This window comes from Bifidobacterium jacchi (assembly GCF_009078285.1).
GTDB classification, from domain to species: domain Bacteria; phylum Actinomycetota; class Actinomycetes; order Actinomycetales; family Bifidobacteriaceae; genus Bifidobacterium; species Bifidobacterium jacchi.
Genome location: NZ_RQSP01000019.1, coordinates 1 through 17,836, shown reverse-complemented (window position 1 = coordinate 17,836; position 17,836 = coordinate 1). Strand labels below are relative to the sequence as shown.

Here is a 17,836-nt window from a genome sequence, read left to right as displayed (position 1 = left end):
CCCGACCGTTGTCATGAAGATCACACGGACATGAGCCTCACATAGGGATATTTCTAAGGATAATCCCGCGCATAGTTCATAGCCATAGTGCATAATGGGACGAAGGGGCAGCGCCCTTGGATATTGTGGGAAAGCGTACAGGACGAGATATGACTGCGAGCATGGAACATTTCAGCGGCACGAAGAGCAATTCGACCGCATACGCGGCCGACGGGGTGTCGACCGCGGTCTTCGATCCGATCGACATCGCGTCGGTCGGAACCGCCGCGCGCGACGGCGGCGGCAAGGCGGCGAAGGCCGTCATCAAGCGTCGTCGCATCTGGCCGTGGATCATCGCCGCGGTGGTCGTGCTGCTTGGAGCCCTTGCCGGCGGCAGCGTCTGGTTCTTCCAGTCGCATGCACTGCCAGGCGTCACGCTGTGGGGCACTTCGATGGCGGGCAAGTCACATGATGCGATCGTGGCCGAAATCGATGCGGCCGTCGACAATGCCGCCGTTCCGGTGACGTACAACGGCAAGACCGAGAACATCACGCTCAAGGACATGGGTCTTGGCGTCGATTCCGAGTCCATCGCCACCGAGATCATGCAGGCGAAGCGCAACGACGGATTCTTCAGCCAGTACGCGTTCTGGACTTCCACGACGGTTTCGCCCGAGCTTTCGAATGCGAAGGCCGCCGATGTGACCACGCTCAACAGCAAGCTCGGCATCACCGAGTCCGCGCCGGTCGATGCCAAGGTGCAGATCAACGAGGCCAAGGACGGATTCAACGTCATCCAGGGTTCCAAGGGCGAGGGCGTGGATGCCAGCGATATCGTCGCTTCCGCGGAGGCCAGCGTGAAGACGCTCGGCGCGGAAAAGCCCAAGGCCGTCACGGTCGCGCTCAAGCAGATCGACCCGGCCATCACCGACGACATCGCCTCGCAGGCCAAGACCACGCTGGATACGCTGGCCAAGAATCCGGTGACGATCAAGATCGCGGACAAGGTCGTCGCCAAGCTCGACGCTCCCGCGCTTGCGGCCGTTTCCACCGTGGAAGCCGATCAGAAGGCTCCCCTCAAGAGCACGCAGAGCCGCAACGGCTACGTCGTGTTCGACTCCGACAAGGTTCAGCAGTACTACGACGAGAACATCAAGACCACCTTCAAGGCCGAGCGCAAGGACAGCTCCGTCATCCTCAACAATGCCGGCGAGGTCATCCAGACCGTTGTCGAAGGCCATGACGGCATCACCGTCACGGCCGGTGGCGACAGCAGCGTCGGCACGCAGGCCATCGCCGCCTTCAGCAAGGGCGAGGGGTCTGTCAACGTGCAGGGCACCGTCGATCCGATGAAGCAGAAGGCCGTCAAGCGCCACGTCGTCGTCGATCTGTCCGATCGCAAGGTGTACGCCTACGAGGACGGCAAGCTGATCAGGACGCTGAACATGATCGCCGCCTCCGGCAACGACGAGAAGACGGGCGCATGCGACGGCACCATGTGCACGCCGACCGGTGACTTCGACGTGTGGCTCAAGTACGAAAGCCAGGACATGTCGGGCAACCTCACGCTGTCGAACGGCAAGGTCGAAACCTGGAATGTAGCCAATGTCGGTTTCGTCAACTACTTCTCGCACGGCGGCTGCGCGATTCACCGCATCGCATCCTCGACTCCGGTCAACGATGCCGATCTCGTGAACACGCCGAACGGCTCCCACGGATGCGTCGGCATCGGCTGGGACGTGGCCGAATGGTTCTACAAGTGGGCTGTCATGGGCACGTCGGTGCACGTGCAGCAGTAGTAATGGCGACTGCACTGCGGTCGGCGACTGTCTGACGCAGGTTGAGGCACGATAGCATAGTGCAGGTCAGAACAATTGGCTCTGTTCCGTCGTATTGTCGGATCAGAGCCAATTGCATTCCTAGGAGCGGGCATACGGCTGTGTCCCAATCGGACCACACTTCACCGGGCGGCTTCCCGTCGGGCGGCATTCCACCGGGCACGGTCACGAGCCACGTGGCGCGTCCGGCGGCGTGTCAAGTCCACGGCGAGAATGTAAGCCAATATACAGTCTGAACGCTAGTGTGTTGCGAAGTGTTCTGTTAGGTTTGCCTAGGAACTTTTGCGAATGAATGGAGGCAGCATACGGTGAGCGAGAATCAAGCGCCACATGCCGCATCCGACGTGGAGATGAGCCAATATGTGGCTGATCGCTCCCGCGTCGATGAGGAGAAGCTCAAAAAGGACGATGAGATCATCAGCCAGTTCGGTGACTACAGCTACGGCTGGCATGATTCCGACGCTGCCGGCGAGGCGGCGAAGCGAGGCATCGACGAAAACGTCGTGCGAGCCATCAGCGCCGACAAGCACGAGCCCGAATGGATGCTCGACATGCGTCTGCGCGGGTTCAAGGCGTTCCTTGACAAGCCCATGCCCGAATGGGGCGTCGATCTGAGCGGATTCAAGGCGGAGAACTTCAAGTACTACGTCAAGCCGATCGACAAGCAGGCGAAGACGTGGGACGAACTGCCGGACGACATCCGCTCTACGTACGACCGACTCGGCATCCCCGAAGCCGAGAAGAAGCGCCTCGTCTCCGGCGTGGCCGCGCAGTACGAATCCGAGGTCATCTACAACTCCATTCAGGAGGACCTCAAGAAGCAGGGCGTGATCTTCGTCGACACCGACACCGCCGTGCGCGAATACCCCGACCTCGTACGCAAATGGTTCGGCAAGGTCGTGTCTCCCGAAGACAACAAGTTCGGTGCGCTCAACACCGCCGCATGGTCCGGCGGATCGTTCGTCTACGTGCCGAAGGGCGTACACGTCGACATTCCTCTTCAGGCGTACTTCCGTATCAACACCCCGGCCATGGGCCAGTTCGAGCGCACGCTGATCATCGCCGACGAAGGCTCCTACGTGCACTACGTCGAAGGCTGCACCGCCCCGATCTGGTCCGAGGACTCGCTGCACGCCGCCATCGTCGAGATCGTCGTCGAAAAGCACGCCCGCGTGCGCTACACCACCGTGCAGAACTGGTCGAACAACGTCTACAACCTCGTCACGCAGCGCGCCTACGTGCGTGAAGGCGGCACCATGGAATGGGTGGACGGCAACATCGGCTCCAAGGCCACGATGAAATACCCCGCCTGCATCCTCGCCGAACCGTATGCCACCGCATCGACGATGTCGCTCGGCTTCGCAGGCAAGGGGCAGTACCAGGACACCGGTGCCAAGATGATCCATCTCGCGCCGCACACCAAGTCCACGATCGTCGCCAAGTCGATCTCCCGCGGCGGCGGCCGTTCCGCGTATCGAGGACTCGTCAAGATCGTGGACGGCGCGTACGGCTCGTCCAATTCGACGGTCTGCGACGCGCTGCTCGTCGACGACTTCTCACGTTCCGACACGTATCCTCACGTCGACGTGCGTGAGGACGACGTGACCATGGCTCATGAGGCCACCGTATCGAAGGTCTCCGAAGACCAGCTCTTCTATCTGATGAGCCGCGGTCTGGAGGAGAAGGAGGCCATGGGCATGATCGTGCGCGGCTTCGTTGAGCCGATCAGCCGTGAGCTGCCCATGGAATACGCACTTGAATTGAACCGATTGGTCGAACTGCAGATGGAAGGATCGGTGGGCTGATTCCCATGACTGCTCAGGAAACACAGACTGAGGAAACACAGACTGTTCAGGAAACAACTATTGATCAGGAAGCACAGACCGTTCAGGAGACGCAGGCCGCTGCGCAGAGCGCGCCGGCGACCGTCGAAGGCATGCGCGGCACTGAGATCGCCATTCCCGTCGCCGATCCCAACGATCCGTATGCGATCCCCGCGGCCATGCCCTCCAGCGCCGACAAGGAGCCGCGCTCATTCGACGTGAACGACTTCGCCATGCCCACCAAGTCGCAGGAGGACTGGCGCTACACGCCGATCGAACGGATCGCGGAATTCCTCGACGTGTTCAAGCCGAGCGGTGAGACGACGATCACGATCAGCTACGCGGACGGCACTGCGGTCAGCCCCGATCACGTGAACGTCACGCAGGGGCCGATCGCCGACGCGCCATCCGGCACCGTCTCCAAGCCCAACGACCGCGCATCCGTCGTCGAATGGAACTCCGGCCGCACCGCCACGATCATCGCGCTGCGCGGTGCGCTCGACAAGCCGGTGCTCATCGCCGTGGAAGGCGGCGGCGAGGATCTCGACGCGCTGCATCTGGTCATCACCGCCGAGGACGGCACCACAGGCGATGTGATCGTCGAACACAACGGAACCGCGCGCCTTGCCGAAGGCGTCGAAATATCCACGGGCAAGGATTCGCACATCTCCGCCACGTTCGTGCAGGAATGGGCCAAAGGCTCCAAGCATGTCGGCAACCATCGCATCCATGTCGGCGAAAACGCCTCGCTGCGCCATTCGGTCGTCACCCTTGGCGGCGACGTGGTGCGCATCCGCATGGATCAGGACTTCGGCGGACCGCAGGGCGACCTCAACATGCTCGGCATCTACTTCGTCGATCCGGGCGAGCACATCGAACATCGCACGATGATCGTCCATAACCATCCCGAATGCAAGAGCCGCGTCGTCTACAAGGGTGCGCTCGACGGCAAGGACGCGCATTCCACATGGGTGGGCAATGCGCTGATCGAGCCGACCGCTCCCGGAACCGACTCGTACGAACTCAACCGCAATCTTGTACTCACCCCCGGTGCGATCGCCGATTCCGAACCGAATCTGGAGATCGAAAACGGCAACATCATCGGTGCCGGCCATGCCAGCTCGGTCGGCCGATTCGACGATGAGGAGCTGTTCTACCTGCAGTCGCGCGGCATTCCCGAAACCGAGGCGCGCAAACTCGTCGTGCGCGGCTTCTTCGGCGAACTCGTCGAGGAGATCGGCGTGCCCGCCATAGCCACGCATCTGATGGACGTGATCGACCGTCGTCTGGCACGCGGTGAGAACGCGGCCATGCAGGCGGTCCTCGAAGACAAGTAACGGCAAGATCTTTCATCGTCAACATACAGGAGAATCCAATGTCCACTCTGGAAATCAAGGATCTGTACGCCTCCGTCGAAACCAAGGAGGGCCGCAAGCAGATTCTCAAGGGCGTGAACCTGACCGTCAACTCCGGCGAGACCCACGCCATCATGGGTCCCAACGGCTCCGGAAAGTCCACGCTCGCCTACACGCTCGCCGGCCACCCCAAGTACGAGGTCGACTCCGGCGAGGTGCTGCTCGACGGCGTCGACATCCTCAAGCAGACCCCGGATCTTCGCGCCAAGGAGGGTCTCTTCCTTGCGATGCAGTACCCGGTCGAGGTGCCCGGCGTGTCCATGACCAACTTTCTGCGCACCGCCAAGACCGAGATCGACGGCAAGGCGCCGGCGATCCGCACATGGACCAAGGAACTGTCCGAAGCCATGAAGCGGCTGAAGATGGATCCGAAGTTCGCCACCCGTTCCGTCAACGAAGGCTTCTCCGGCGGCGAGAAGAAGCGCGCCGAGGTGCTTCAGCTCGAACTGCTCAAACCGAAGTTCGCCATTCTCGACGAAACCGACTCCGGCCTCGACGTGGACGCGCTGCGCATCGTGTCCGAAGGCGTGAACCGCGCCAAGGAAGCCAACCAGTTCGGCATTCTCATGGTCACGCACTACACGCGCATCCTCAAGTACATCAAGCCGGACATCGTGCACGTGTTCGCCGACGGCCACTTCGTCAAGACCGGCGGTCCGGAGCTGGCCGACGAGCTTGAGGAGCACGGCTACGACGCCTACCTGCCCGAAGGTGCGGACTCCGAGTCCGCGCTGGCCTGATTCGGTCTGCTTGCAGGTGTTGCGTGGCGGGTGGGATATGCGCCGTTCGACACACTCAAGGCCGTTCGGCCTCGCTCCGGCGCATGCTCGCGAAGCTTAGCATGCGCCTTCGCTGACTACGGTCGAACGGCGCATATCCCACCCGCCACGCTCCGCGTTGCCGGTATCTCATATGCGAGGTGTTCGTCGGCGGCATGTGCAGTGAGACCGTAGGCTTGGCCGAACGGCCTTGAGTGTGTCGAAATGCACATGCCGCCGACGAACATCGGCCAGTACGATGGAACGGATTATCGGATTATCAAGGGGAGACAACATGGTTGATTTTGCGGCGATTCGGGCACAGTTCCCGATTCTTGACCAGGAGATTCACGGCCATCCGCTGGTGTATCTCGATTCGGCGGCGACCTCGCAGAAGCCGCAGTGCGTGATCGATGCGGAGACCGACTTCTATCGCACGATCAACGCCGGCGTGCATCGTGGCGCACATGAGCTGGCGGCCCGCTCGACCGAGGCGTTCGAGCAGGCGCGGGCGAAGGTCGCTCGCCTGGTCGGCGCGAACTCGGCCGAAGGTGAGGAGGAGATCGTGGTCACGGCCGGGGCCACTGCCGGTCTCAATCTTCTGGCCACCGCGTTCGGCAATGCGAGCCTCGGGCGGGGCGGTGAGGCGGCGCGTCGGTTCGCGCTCAAGCCCGGTGATGAGATCGTCGTCTCCAAGGCCGAACACCACTCGGTGCTGCTGCCGTTCCAGGAGCTCGCGGCGCGTACCGGAGCGACGCTCAAGTGGTTCGATCTGACCGAGGATGGCCGCATTCGTTCGGATACCGCCGACGAGGTGATCACCGAACGAACGAAGGTGGTCTCGATCACCCATGTCGGCAACACCACGGGTGCGATCACCGACATTGCGCCGATCGTTCGGCGCGCGCACGAGGTCGGCGCCCTGTTCATCCTTGATGCGTGCCAGTCCGTGCCGCATCTCAAGGTCGATTTCCATGCGCTGGACGTGGATTTCGCCGCGTGGAGCGCGCACAAGATGTACGGTCCCACCGGCGTGGGCTTCCTGTATGGTCGCCGTGAGCTGCTGGAGGCGCTTCCGCCGGCGAACTTCGGCGGTTCCATGGTCGAGCTCGCATGGATGGATCAGCCGGCGCAGTACATGACGCCTCCGGCGCGATTCGAGGCCGGCACGCAGCCGGTCGCGCAGGTCGTCGCCGCGGGGGTCGCCGCCGACTGGATGATGGCGATCGGCATGGAGAACATCGAGGCGCACGAGCGCACGATCACCTCCGAGCTGCTCAAGCTCGGCGATATCGATGGTGTGCGCATTCTGGGGCCGCGCGGCAATGAGCGTCGCATCGGTACCGTCGCGTTCGACGTGGCCGGCGTGCATCCGCACGATGTGGGCCAGTTCATCGACGCTCAGGGCATCGCCATCCGCGTCGGTCATCATTGCGCACAGCCGGTGCATCGCCATTTCGGCCTGTATGCGTCGAACCGAGCATCCAGCGGCGTGTACAATACGCCTGATGAGGCTCGCGCGCTGGTGGAGGCGGTCGCCAAGGTCCGCCCGTTCTTCAAGGCGTGACCCCAAGCGTTCGCACCAAGGCATCCGATCAATCCGTCGGACATGACCAGCATGGCTGGCATGGCGGCCATGCTGGTCATACCAGCTATGACGGGCATGTGACGACGCAGCTCAAGCACGGCGAAGCAAGAGCAGCGCATCGTGGAAGCAGAGAAAACAGACAGCAAGACAGACAGGAGCGACGGCATCGATGAGTGATTTCGGCATGAGCGGCGACGATCTGGAACAGATGTACCAGGAGGTGATTCTGGAGGCGGCGCGCGACCCGCACGGGCGTGAATCGTTCGCGCGTGACGTGTCCCGCGAGGATGCCGCCTCGGCGGATGTCAGCTCCGGCGAGGACACGGTTCGCGCAGCCCACGAATACTGCACGCCGGGCGAATCGCATCAGTTCAATCCGACCTGCGGCGACGAGGCCACCGTTCACGCCGAGGTGTCCGAAACCGAGCCGCATCGCATCGAACGACTCGTATGGGACGGCCACGGCTGTTCGATCTCGCAGGCGAGTCTGTCGGTGATGGTCGATCTGTGCGCCGGCAGAACGGTCGACGAGGCGATGGAGCTGTTCCGCGACTTCCACGAGCTCATGGAATCGCGCGGCGCCGGTCTCAATGACGACGCAAAGGAGGAGAGGCTGGGGGATGCCGTCGTGTTCCAAGGCGTCTCCAAGTATCCGATGCGCATCAAATGCGCGTTGCTCGGCTGGGAGGGCATGCGCGACGCGGTCGCCAAGGCGCTCGCGCTGGCTGCGAAATGATGAAGTGATGGCGGGCGCTCTTCCATCAGGGTGCCACGGCACGTATATTGAGTACTATCGGATATCGCGCCGAGTGCAAACACGACCACAAACATGACCACAAACACAACTACAGGCACAACAGAAATGGACAAGCAGATGTGCGTCCGCTTCGGCGCACTATGACGTTGGGAGTTGACATGAGCGACAATCTGGTACCCGAGCCCGAGCCGTCGGTGTTCGATACGGTCAACAAGGTGCTGGGCGACGAAGAGGCGGCGCGTCGCGTGATGGCCAATCCCGCCCTCGCCGCGGGCTTCACGAACGGGCATCCGACCCCCGCACAGGGTGCCGCGTCAGACGCTCAGTCGGAATCAGCGGAGATGTGCGCCTGCGGTCGCCATCCGAAAAGCCAGTGCGAAGGTCACGACCATGAGCACAGCAGCGAGGACGACATTCCGCTCAAGGCCGTCGATGAGATCGGACGTGCCACGGCCGAGGATGTGAAGGAGGCGCTGCATCAGGTCATCGATCCCGAGCTTGGCATCGATGTCATTGATCTTGGCCTCGTCTACGGCATCGAAATCGACGAGTTGGGTCGTGCGATCATCACGATGACGCTCACCACGCCGGCCTGTCCGCTGACCGATCTGATCGAGGATGAGTGCGCGAGCACGTTGGCCGGTCTCGTCGAGGAATTCCGCATCGACTGGACGTGGCAGCCCCGCTGGACGACCGACAAGATCACTCCGGAGGGCCGCGAACAGCTTGCGGCGCTCGGCTTCAACTTCGACAACATGCCGAAGTACTGAGTGATGCGAACGAGCGTAATCCGCGCGCTTTGAGCGCGAACCAGCGCGGAACGAGCGCGGAACGAGGAAGCCCCCTCAGCTGCTGCAGGCTGAGGGGGCTTCCTCATAGGTGGTTCTAGGTGGTCGCCGACTAGGCGACTCTCCGATACGCCGATACGGTCAGTCGTCGGCTCAGTCGTCGACGATCGTGTTCTTCGGCACTACGGTGATGCCGTCTGGCGTGACGGTGAAGCCACGTGCGAGATCATGCTCGGTGTCGATGCCGACCGTCGAGTTTTCGGTCAGCACGACGTTCTTGTCGAGAATCGCCTTGTAGACACGAGCGCGACGATTGATGATCACACCGTCGAACAGCACGGAGTCGACGACCTGCGCCCACGAATGGATGCGCACGTTGGGGGAGAGCACCGAGTGGTGCACCTCGCCGCCGGAGACGATCACGCCGGGGGAGACCAGCGAGTCGGTCGCATGTCCGAGACGATCGCGCCCGGCGTGCACGAACTTGGCGGGCGGCAGGGTGCCGGAGTTCGTATAGATAGGCCATGCCTGATTGTACAGGTTGAACTCGGGCACATAGGCGATCAGATCCATGTGCGCATCATAGAACTGCTTGATCGTGCCCACGTCGCGCCAGTAGGCGTGATCGGTATCCGTCGAGCCTGGAATCACGTTCGTGGTGAAGTCGTACACGCCGGCCTCGCCGCGCGCCGCGAAGTAGGGGGCGATGTCGCCGCCCATGTCGTGCTTGGTGTCCTCCGCCTTCTCGTCCTTGGCGAGCGCGTCGAACAGCGCGTCGGTGTTGGCCACGTAGTTGCCCATCGAGGCGAGGAACGAATTCGGATCATCCGGCAGGCCCTCGGTGGTGGCCGGCTTCTCCTGGAAGCTGTGGATCACGCTCGGATGCTCGGGATCGACCTTGATGACGCCGAACTGGTTGGATTGCGCGATCGGCTGGCGGATGCCGGCGACGGTGAATTCGGCGCCGGATTCGATGTGCTGCTGGACCATCTGACCGAAGTCCATGCGGTAGACGTGATCGGCGCCGACAATGACGACGATGTCGGGCTGCACGTCCTCGATGATGTTGATGGTCTGATAGATCGCGTCGGCCGAGCCGAGATACCAGTGCTTGCCGAGTCGCTGCTGCGCCGGCACCGGGGAGACGTAGTTGCCCAGCAGCGAGGAGAATCGCCACATCTGCGAGATATGGCGGTCAAGCGAATGGGACTTGTACTGGGTGAGCACGATGATGTGCCGATAGTCCGAATTCACCAGATTGGACAGGGGGAAGTCGATCAGACGGAACATGCCGCCGAACGGCACAGCCGGTTTGGCGCGGTCGCGGGTCAGCGGCATCAGGCGAGTGCCCTCTCCGCCGGCCAGCACGATCGACAGGATTTTTTGCTTGTTCTTCGCCATATGATGCTCCTCTCAAGTCTCGACAGCGCCTTGCGCCACCGTATGGTCGGCTCCTGCTTCGTCGCAGAAAGTACACATGTCCATATTCGCACAAAATTGGCAACGCGCAAGGTGACTCGCTGGGCGCGTCGCACGGTTCAACATGAAGTTTGGGTGAACGAACCTGGTGAACCACGGTGCCCGGAAAGTGTCTAGAAGCGGGTGGCGTAGAAGGCGACGGCGCTGGATGCGGCGACGTTGAGGCTGTCCACGCCGTGGCTCATCGGAATGCGCACGGTCAGGTCGGCACCGGCGATGGTGTGACGGGACAGGCCGTCTCCCTCGGTGCCGAAGATGAAGGCGAGCCGGTCGATGCGGTCGGGATCGCCGGCATCGGCGTGCAGCCTCCGCGTCAGTTCGTCGAGGCTGATCGAATCGTCCTCCAGCGCCATCGCCACGGTTGTGAAGCCCATGTCATGCAGCTGCCGCAGACCGTCGAACGGCCACGCGTGCCGCGACTCGGTGCCGATGCGGGTCCAAGGCACCTGGAACACCGTCCCCATCGACACGCGTGCCGCACGCCGATACAGCGGATCGCCGCATGACGGGGTGACCAGGACGGCATCCACGTCAAGCGCCGCCGCGGAGCGCATCAGCGCGCCGACGTTGGTGTGGTCGACGATGTTCTCCATGACCGCGACGCGCCGCGCCCCGGCGCACACCTCGGCGACGGAGGGCAGCGCCCAGCGTCGCATCGCCGCGAGGGCGCCGCGGTGCAGCCGATATCCGGTCAGCTTCCTGAGCTGTTCCGGCGTGGCAACATAGACGGGAATGTCCGGCCCCCACTGCGCGTCGATCGCCGCGAAGGTGCCGGCCATGCCTTCGAGCCACGGCTGCTCGACAAGCAGCGATATCGGCTCGCGTCCGGCGGCGAGCGCGCGGTCGATCACCTTGGGGGATTCGGCGATGAACAGTCCCTTGGCCGGTTCGAGTCTGTTGCGCAGCTGGATCTCGGTCAGATTGACGTAGGGGGACACGCGTTCGTCGTCGATGGTGTCGATGTGGATGATTCGCATGCGTCAGCCGCCTTTGTCGTTGGTCTCCACGGTGCCGCCGGAGCGGTGCTGCCGGACCGGGGTCGCCGGACGGAGCCGTTCCGTGTGGGTGTCGTGGTTCGGATGGGGTGTGTGGACGTACGTGGTGGATGTCGCGTCCGTGTTCCGGCACCGGCGCTCAGTCGGGGGGCGACGACCGTCGGATACAAGAAAACCCCTTGTTTCCAAGGGGTTTAATCGTGTCCGGGATGAGAGTTGAACTCACACGCCTGTATAAAATAGGCACTAGCACCTCAAGCTAGCGCGTCTACCATTCCGCCACCCGGACAAGGTGTCGTTCCAGACAACAGAAAGATACTCTACCAGTGATCGCAGATATGGCAAATCGTGGGCGCTGTTCGGCGTGTCGCCTTGCGGGAGAAGTGTTTCTCGACCGTTGTGTAGCCTGTGATACATGACGAATCCCATGTTCCTTCTCGACCCGCAACGCGATGACGTGCCGGTCAACTGTGATGAGCTCAACACCGGCTGGAAGATCACCCTTCCCGCGGACATCCGCCGCCATGCCGTGCAGTCGATGCGGCTGGCGGCAGGCGACGAGCTGAGCCTGACTGACGGACGAGGCCTCAACATCGCGGCGCGGCTGACCGACCCGACAGCCGGCGTCGCCGAGGTCGAACGGGTCGGGCGGGAAAGCGAGCCGGTCATCCGTCTCGCGCTCATCCAGGCGCTCGCCAAGTCCGGCCATGACGAGCAGGCCATCGACATGGCGACGCAGATCGGCGTGGACGACGTCATCCCATGGCAGGCGAATCGCTCCATCGCCAAATGGAAGCAGGGGCGCACCGACCGCAAGTGGCGTTCGGTGCTCGACGCGGCGGTCGAACAATCGCGTCGCGTCTTCGCGCCGACGCTTACGGACTGCGTCACGAGCCGACAACTGGTCGCCGTGTGCCGTCGCGCCTGCGTGCACGGCGACATGGTGATCGTGCTTCATCAGGACGCCAACGATACGTGGGATGGCGTGGAGCGCGGGGTGCGTGAGCTCGCCGATCGCACGCTGGCCGATGGTCGTGCGCGCAGCGTGAGCGTCGTCGTCGGCCCGGAGGGCGGCATCGGCGAGGACGAGGTTCAGGCGATGGCGGATGCCGGCGCGCATGTGTGTGTGCTCGGCTCCACGATTCTTCGCGCCTCCGTCGCCGGGCCGGTGGCGTTGACGCTGCTGTCGCGCGCGTTGGGACGCATCTGATTTGGGGGGCGCATCTCAATCCAATGGATGCGGTACCGGTCGGCCATCCGTCAGGCCGCGCATGCGTGCCCGCTGTCGCGCTGGCGGCGTGGCTGGCGTAGCGGCCGATGGGGCGGCCGATGACATGCGCTTGGCGAAAATCCGAGTGGCGCAATACAGTGGAGCTGAATGAACCAGCATCTCGCGCAGACCGGTCGCGTGCCGGAGAGTCGAATGAAAGGGAGCATGATGAGCGAGTCCAACGACTGCCTGTTCTGCAGGATCATCGCAGGGGAGATTCCCAGCACCAAGGTGTATGAGGACGACACCACGTACGCCTTCGCCGACATCAACCCCAAGGCCAAGGTGCATGTGCTCGTCGTTCCCCGCGCCCACTACGCGAACGTCGCCGAGCTCGCGGCGAAGGATCCCGCCGAGCTTGCCCACATCGTCAAGGTGGCCCAGTCCATCGCCGACGAGAAGTTCCACGGCGCGTATCGTCTGGTCTTCAACACCGGTCTCGACGCAGGGCAGACCGTGTTCCACGTGCATGCCCATGTGCTGACCGGCGAGGTTCTTGACGAATAGGGCGGTGCCCGCATGCGGGCGGATCGCAGCAAGAACCACATCCACCATCACGTCCAACCGGACGATGAGCGGAAAGACATATAGAAGAGGCCCTGTGGCGACGACTACACGAACCATAACCATCCCATCGGAACTTGACCCAGTGGCCGTGCTGGGACCGGCGGACGAAGTGCTCCGCCGCGTCGAGGCGGCGTTCCCCGACCTGACCATCGTCGTCAGAGGCGATCGGATAAACGTCATCGCGACGTCCCGCGGAGCCGAGTCGGATGCCGACCGTGCGCAGGACGTCATCGAGACGATCATCACGGAGGCCTACCGCGCGCCGATGGATGCCGATACCGTCGGCCGCATGCTTGACCGTCAGGCTCTGGACAATTCGGCGCACGGGCTGCCCCATGAACGGGACCGGTTCCCCGGCGGCTTCCCCAGGGGCGGTCAACCGCATCGCGCGGATCGGCATGGAGCCGCACGCGGTCAGACGCGCGTCATCGAACCTGCCGACGACGATCATGATCGTCCCCGCGTGCCGGGTGTCATCACCTACGCGCTCGGCGCTCCGGTACGTCCCAAGACCGCCGGTCAGATCGCCTACGTCAACGCCATCGAATCGCACACCATCACCTTCGGAATCGGCCCCGCCGGCACCGGCAAGACGTATCTCGCCGTCGCCAAGGCGGTGCAGGCGTTCCAGGAGCGCAGCGTGCGGCGCATCATCCTCACCAGACCCGCGGTCGAGGCGGGGGAGAATCTGGGATTCCTTCCGGGAACGCTCAACGACAAGGTCGACCCGTATCTACGGCCGCTGTACGACGCGCTCGGCGACATGCTCGGCGTCGATCAGATGCGTCGCTACATGGAGGACGGCACGATCGAGGTCGCGCCGCTCGCCTACATGCGAGGCCGCACACTCAACGACGCGTTCGTGATCCTCGACGAGGCCCAGAACACCACCGAGCAGCAGATGAAGATGTTCCTCACCCGCCTCGGATTCAACACGACGATGGTCATCACCGGCGACATCACGCAGGTCGATCTGACCGTGCCGCGCTCGGGACTGGCGACCATCGAGCACATCCTTGACGGCATCGGAGACATCGCGTTCGTCCACCTTGCCGCCGCGGACGTCGTCCGCCACCGCCTTGTCGGGCAGATCGTGGCCGCATACGAGCGGCATTCCGCCATCGCCGGGGACCACAGCACCAAGGCCAGGCGCGAGCACGGGCAGAGAAAGCAGCGTGCCGCGGCGAACGGCTCCGACGTGGACATGCCGGATGCCATGCCCGACGATGCCGCGGCGGGTGATGCCGCGGCGAATGACGCCGGCGCCGCAGCGGCCGGCGATGTGAACGAGGAGCGTGAACGATGAGCGTGGACGTCGCCAACGAGACCGTGTGGGACATCGATCCCAAGATCTTCTCCGACCTTGGCATCTGGGTCATGGACCAGATGCGGGTGAGCACCCAGTCGGATCTGACGATCATGTTCGTCGACCCCGAGCCCATCGCCCAGCTTCACGAACGGTGGATGAACCTGGAAGGCCCGACCGACGTGATGAGCTTCCCGATGGACGAGCTGCGCCCCGGCGACGGCAAGACCGTCATGGAGGGCGTGCTCGGCGACCTCGTCATATGCCCGTGGGTCGCCGCTCAGCAGGCTGCGGCGGCAGGACACAGCACGCTTGAGGAGATGCTGCTGCTGACCATCCACGGCATACTGCATCTGCTCGGATACGACCACGTCGATCCCGACCAGGAACGGCAGATGTTCGGCCTGCAGCGCCAGCTGCTGCTCACCTTCATCGCCCTGCGGCACGGTGCCGGCACGCCGGTCACGTTGCCTGAGGGCAGCGTTGACGCGCTCGCGGAATATGATGCGACTCATGGGCCGAATCGACAGCTCGGCCGGTGAACAGGCGCCAGCGAACACAGATCATCGAACAGGTGCCGTTGAACGGATCGATCGTGATGAGCATGAAAGGAATCCATGTCATATCCTGATATGACGACCATTGTCGTCGTCTGTCTTTTGGTGGTGATCGCCGCGCTGCTGGTGTGGTTCTCCCTGACCATGGCGGCGGCGGAGGGGGCGATCGCACGCGTCACGCGCGCCAGCCTCAACAATCTCATCCTCGAAGTGCAGACCGATGAGGAGACCTCGCAGTTCCTGCGCATGAAGAAGATCGACCGCATCCACAAGGTGCAGCGTCTGGTGGCGGACCGTTATGCGACCGCCGGCTCGTGCGCCTTCTTCCGCATCGCATGCAACGTGATCGACGGTGTGCTGGTCACCGCGGTCGCCGCGCTGCTGGGGGCGCCGCTGTGGGCAGAGCTCGTCGCGGGATTCGTCGTCGCGATCGTCGTCGCCGTCGTGTCCATACTGGTCCGACCCCGTTCGGCGGGCGCGATGAAGCCGCTCGACATCATGCTCGGCTCGGCCGCGCTTACCTCGATCGCGGTCGCGCTCACCCCGTTCGCCCGCATCGGCGGCAACGGAGGCCATCGACGTTCCAAGGAGAGCCTGTCCGACGACGAGGAGCTGGAGAAGATGCAGCTCGAGCAAGGGCGCGCCACCATCGATCGGCTCGTCGAATCCAACGACTTCGACCCCGAGGTCTCGGAGATGCTGCGCAACGTGCTCACCCTGTCCGAGACGCTGACGCGCGAGATCATGGTGCCGCGCACCGACATGATCTGCATCGGGCGCGGCAAGCCGCTGAGTGACATGCTCAAGCTGTGCTCCCGTTCGGGATTCTCCCGGGTGCCGGTGATCGGCGATGACGTCGATGACCTGATCGGACTGGCGTATCTCAAGGATGCGGTGCGAGCCACCGCGTTCAATCCAGCGGCGTTGAACCGCAGCGTCGATTCCATCGTGCGCGACCCGATGCTCGTCCCCGAATCCAAGCCGGTCGACGACCTGTTCCATGAGATGCAGCGCACCCGGCAGCATGCCGCCATCGTCGTGGATGAGTACGGCGGCATCGCCGGACTGGTCACCATCGAGGACACCATCGAACAGATCGTGGGCGAGCTGGAGGACGAGCACGACCACACCCAGCATGCCGAGCCCGAGAAGATCGGCGATCACAAGTGGAGCATGCCGGCGCGAACCTCGATCGCGGATCTTGAGGAGATCTTCGAGATCGACATCGACGAGGACGACGTGGACACCGTGTACGGATTGCTCACCAAGCTGCTCGGCCGTGTGCCGATCGTCGGAGCGAGCGCGGTCACCAGAGGCCTGCGGCTGACCGCAGTGGATTCCGCTGGCCGCCGCAAGAAGGTCTCCACGATCGTCGTGGAGCCCGCCTCCGCGTCGGATCAGGACGGTGAGGTCACGAATCCCGAATCCTCGACGCAGTCCGATGAGTCAGACGCTGCCGCGGAGGCGAGCGGGACTCAGGATCGTCGGGAATCCGGCGGCAACGATACCAGGCGTATGAGCGACAATGGTCATCATCATGAACGCGACGAACATGGCAAAGGAGTAGCATGAGCGACAACGCGACCGAACACGAGAGCAAGCCTGCGGCGGCGGCCGAGCCGGTGACCGGAACCGAACCGGCTACAGTCGATGCCGCTACCTCGGCGAGCGCGACCGATACGGCAGCGCCGGCGTATCGGTCCGGCTTCGTTGCCGTGGTTGGGCGCCCCAACGTCGGCAAATCCACGCTGATCAACGCGCTGATCGGCAAGCAGGTCGCCATTGCATCATCGCGACCGGAAACCACGAGAAAGGCGATTCGCGGCATTCTGACCACGCCGAACGCGCAGCTCGTGCTGGTTGACACACCCGGCATCCATCGTCCAAGAACACTGCTTGGACAGCGGCTGAATGATGTCGTCGAGGAGTCGCTCTCGGAAGTGGACGTGATCGCCTTCCTGCTGCCCGCCGATCAGGAGATCGGGCCGGGGGATAGGCGCATTCTGAGCAGACTCCGCTCCGATTTTGCGACCAAGCGCGACGACGGCGGCTTCGACTGGAAGATACCGCTGATCGCCATCGTCACCAAAATCGATGAACTCGATCGAGCCAAGCTCATCGCAAAGCTTCTTGAGATCAGCAGTTTCGCCAACTTCACCGACATCGTGCCGGTGAGCGCGCTGGAACACGACAACCTCGACGAAGTGCGTGACGTGCTCATCGAGAACACGCCCGAAGGCCCGCAGATGTATCCGGAGGATCAGATCAGCGAGGAACGACCCGAGGACACCATCGCCGAGCTGATCCGCGGCGCGTTCCTCGAGGAGCTGGATGACGAGCTGCCGCACTCGCTGGCGGTCGTCGTCGATTCGATCGAGCGGCCGTCGGACAATGAATCCGGCGAGGCATACGACGGCAAAATCGTCGTGATGACGTCGATCTACGTCGAACGCGACTCGCAGAAGCCGATTATCATCGGCAGGGGAGCCGAGCACCTCGTGCGCGTCAAGAAGAAGCTGCGCACCGCCGTCAACCGCATCGTCGGCGGCAAGGCGAAACTCGACCTCCACGTCAAGGTCGCCAAAGGATGGCAGTCGGATCCCAAACAGCTGGATCGGCTGGGCTTCTAGTGTCCTGCGTCAGAAGTTCGTTGATTACAATGTTGGCTCCCCTTGTCAGGACAGCACCGTAAAGCAAACAGCGGAGCTGTTTGTAG

The 17,836-nt window shown here is 63.1% G+C and carries 15 protein-coding genes and 1 tRNA gene; 13 read left to right on the top strand and 3 right to left on the bottom strand.

Annotation, left to right across the window (positions count from 1 at the left end):
• The first annotated feature begins 149 nt into the window (after positions 1-149).
• From EHS19_RS06270 to EHS19_RS06240, 7 genes are all read left to right on the top strand, one after another.
• The gene (locus tag EHS19_RS06270) at positions 150-1,778 is read left to right on the top strand and encodes a L,D-transpeptidase (protein ID WP_241677121.1); all 1,629 of its coding nucleotides are present in this window, start codon (positions 150-152) and stop codon (positions 1,776-1,778) included.
• Between the two features lie 389 nt (positions 1,779-2,167).
• On the top strand, positions 2,168-3,622 hold the full coding sequence (sufB, locus tag EHS19_RS06265) for a Fe-S cluster assembly protein SufB (RefSeq protein WP_151916947.1): 1,455 nt from the start codon (positions 2,168-2,170) through the stop codon (positions 3,620-3,622).
• Positions 3,623-3,753: 131 nt separating this feature from the next.
• A complete protein-coding gene (sufD, locus tag EHS19_RS06260; protein ID WP_151916946.1) occupies positions 3,754-4,977 on the top strand; it encodes a Fe-S cluster assembly protein SufD in 1,224 nt (407 codons plus the stop codon).
• 38 nt (positions 4,978-5,015) lie between these two features.
• On the top strand, positions 5,016-5,795 hold the full coding sequence (gene sufC, locus EHS19_RS06255) for a Fe-S cluster assembly ATPase SufC (protein WP_151916928.1): 780 nt from the start codon (positions 5,016-5,018) through the stop codon (positions 5,793-5,795).
• Between the two features lie 313 nt (positions 5,796-6,108).
• A complete protein-coding gene (locus EHS19_RS06250) occupies positions 6,109-7,380 on the top strand; it encodes a cysteine desulfurase (protein WP_151916927.1) in 1,272 nt (423 codons plus the stop codon).
• 190 nt (positions 7,381-7,570) lie between these two features.
• Complete coding sequence (gene sufU, locus EHS19_RS06245; RefSeq protein ID WP_151916926.1) at positions 7,571-8,137, top strand: Fe-S cluster assembly sulfur transfer protein SufU; 567 nt, start codon at positions 7,571-7,573, stop codon at positions 8,135-8,137.
• Positions 8,138-8,316: 179 nt separating this feature from the next.
• Positions 8,317-8,928 (top strand): metal-sulfur cluster assembly factor, encoded by a 612-nt coding sequence (locus EHS19_RS06240; RefSeq protein WP_151916925.1) that lies wholly within the window; start codon positions 8,317-8,319, stop codon positions 8,926-8,928.
• A 171-nt stretch (positions 8,929-9,099) separates the two neighbouring features.
• Here EHS19_RS06240 and glgC read toward each other — a convergent pair whose 3' ends face one another.
• From glgC to EHS19_RS06225, 3 genes are all read right to left on the bottom strand, one after another.
• Positions 9,100-10,347, bottom strand: a complete 1,248-nt coding sequence (gene glgC / locus EHS19_RS06235) for a glucose-1-phosphate adenylyltransferase (RefSeq protein ID WP_151916924.1) — start codon at positions 10,345-10,347, stop codon at positions 9,100-9,102.
• Positions 10,348-10,538: 191 nt separating this feature from the next.
• Positions 10,539-11,402 carry a TrmH family RNA methyltransferase gene (locus EHS19_RS06230; RefSeq protein WP_151916923.1) on the bottom strand — a complete coding sequence of 288 codons (864 nt, stop codon included), beginning with the start codon at positions 11,400-11,402 and terminating at the stop codon, positions 10,539-10,541.
• A 219-nt stretch (positions 11,403-11,621) separates the two neighbouring features.
• Positions 11,622-11,709, bottom strand: a tRNA-Leu gene (locus tag EHS19_RS06225).
• A gap of 126 nt (positions 11,710-11,835) precedes the next feature.
• Between EHS19_RS06225 and EHS19_RS06220 the strand changes: the two genes are divergently transcribed.
• The 6 genes from EHS19_RS06220 (at position 11,836) to era (ending at position 17,750) form a co-directional block, all read left to right on the top strand.
• Complete coding sequence (locus tag EHS19_RS06220; RefSeq protein ID WP_151916922.1) at positions 11,836-12,630, top strand: 16S rRNA (uracil(1498)-N(3))-methyltransferase; 795 nt, start codon at positions 11,836-11,838, stop codon at positions 12,628-12,630.
• Positions 12,631-12,858: 228 nt separating this feature from the next.
• Entirely contained in the window at positions 12,859-13,197 is a 339-nt protein-coding gene (locus EHS19_RS06215; RefSeq protein WP_151916945.1) for a histidine triad nucleotide-binding protein, read from the top strand.
• A gap of 94 nt (positions 13,198-13,291) precedes the next feature.
• Positions 13,292-14,563 (top strand): PhoH family protein, encoded by a 1,272-nt coding sequence (locus tag EHS19_RS06210; RefSeq protein WP_151916921.1) that lies wholly within the window; start codon positions 13,292-13,294, stop codon positions 14,561-14,563.
• Positions 14,560-15,105 (top strand): rRNA maturation RNase YbeY, encoded by a 546-nt coding sequence (ybeY, locus tag EHS19_RS06205; RefSeq protein ID WP_151916920.1) that lies wholly within the window; start codon positions 14,560-14,562, stop codon positions 15,103-15,105. The genes EHS19_RS06210 and ybeY overlap by 4 nt, the downstream gene beginning before the upstream one ends.
• A 75-nt stretch (positions 15,106-15,180) precedes the next feature.
• Entirely contained in the window at positions 15,181-16,692 is a 1,512-nt protein-coding gene (locus EHS19_RS06200; RefSeq protein ID WP_151916919.1) for a hemolysin family protein, read from the top strand.
• Positions 16,689-17,750 (top strand): GTPase Era, encoded by a 1,062-nt coding sequence (gene era / locus EHS19_RS06195; protein WP_151916918.1) that lies wholly within the window; start codon positions 16,689-16,691, stop codon positions 17,748-17,750. The genes EHS19_RS06200 and era overlap by 4 nt, the downstream gene beginning before the upstream one ends.
• The last annotated feature ends 86 nt before the right edge of the window (positions 17,751-17,836 follow it).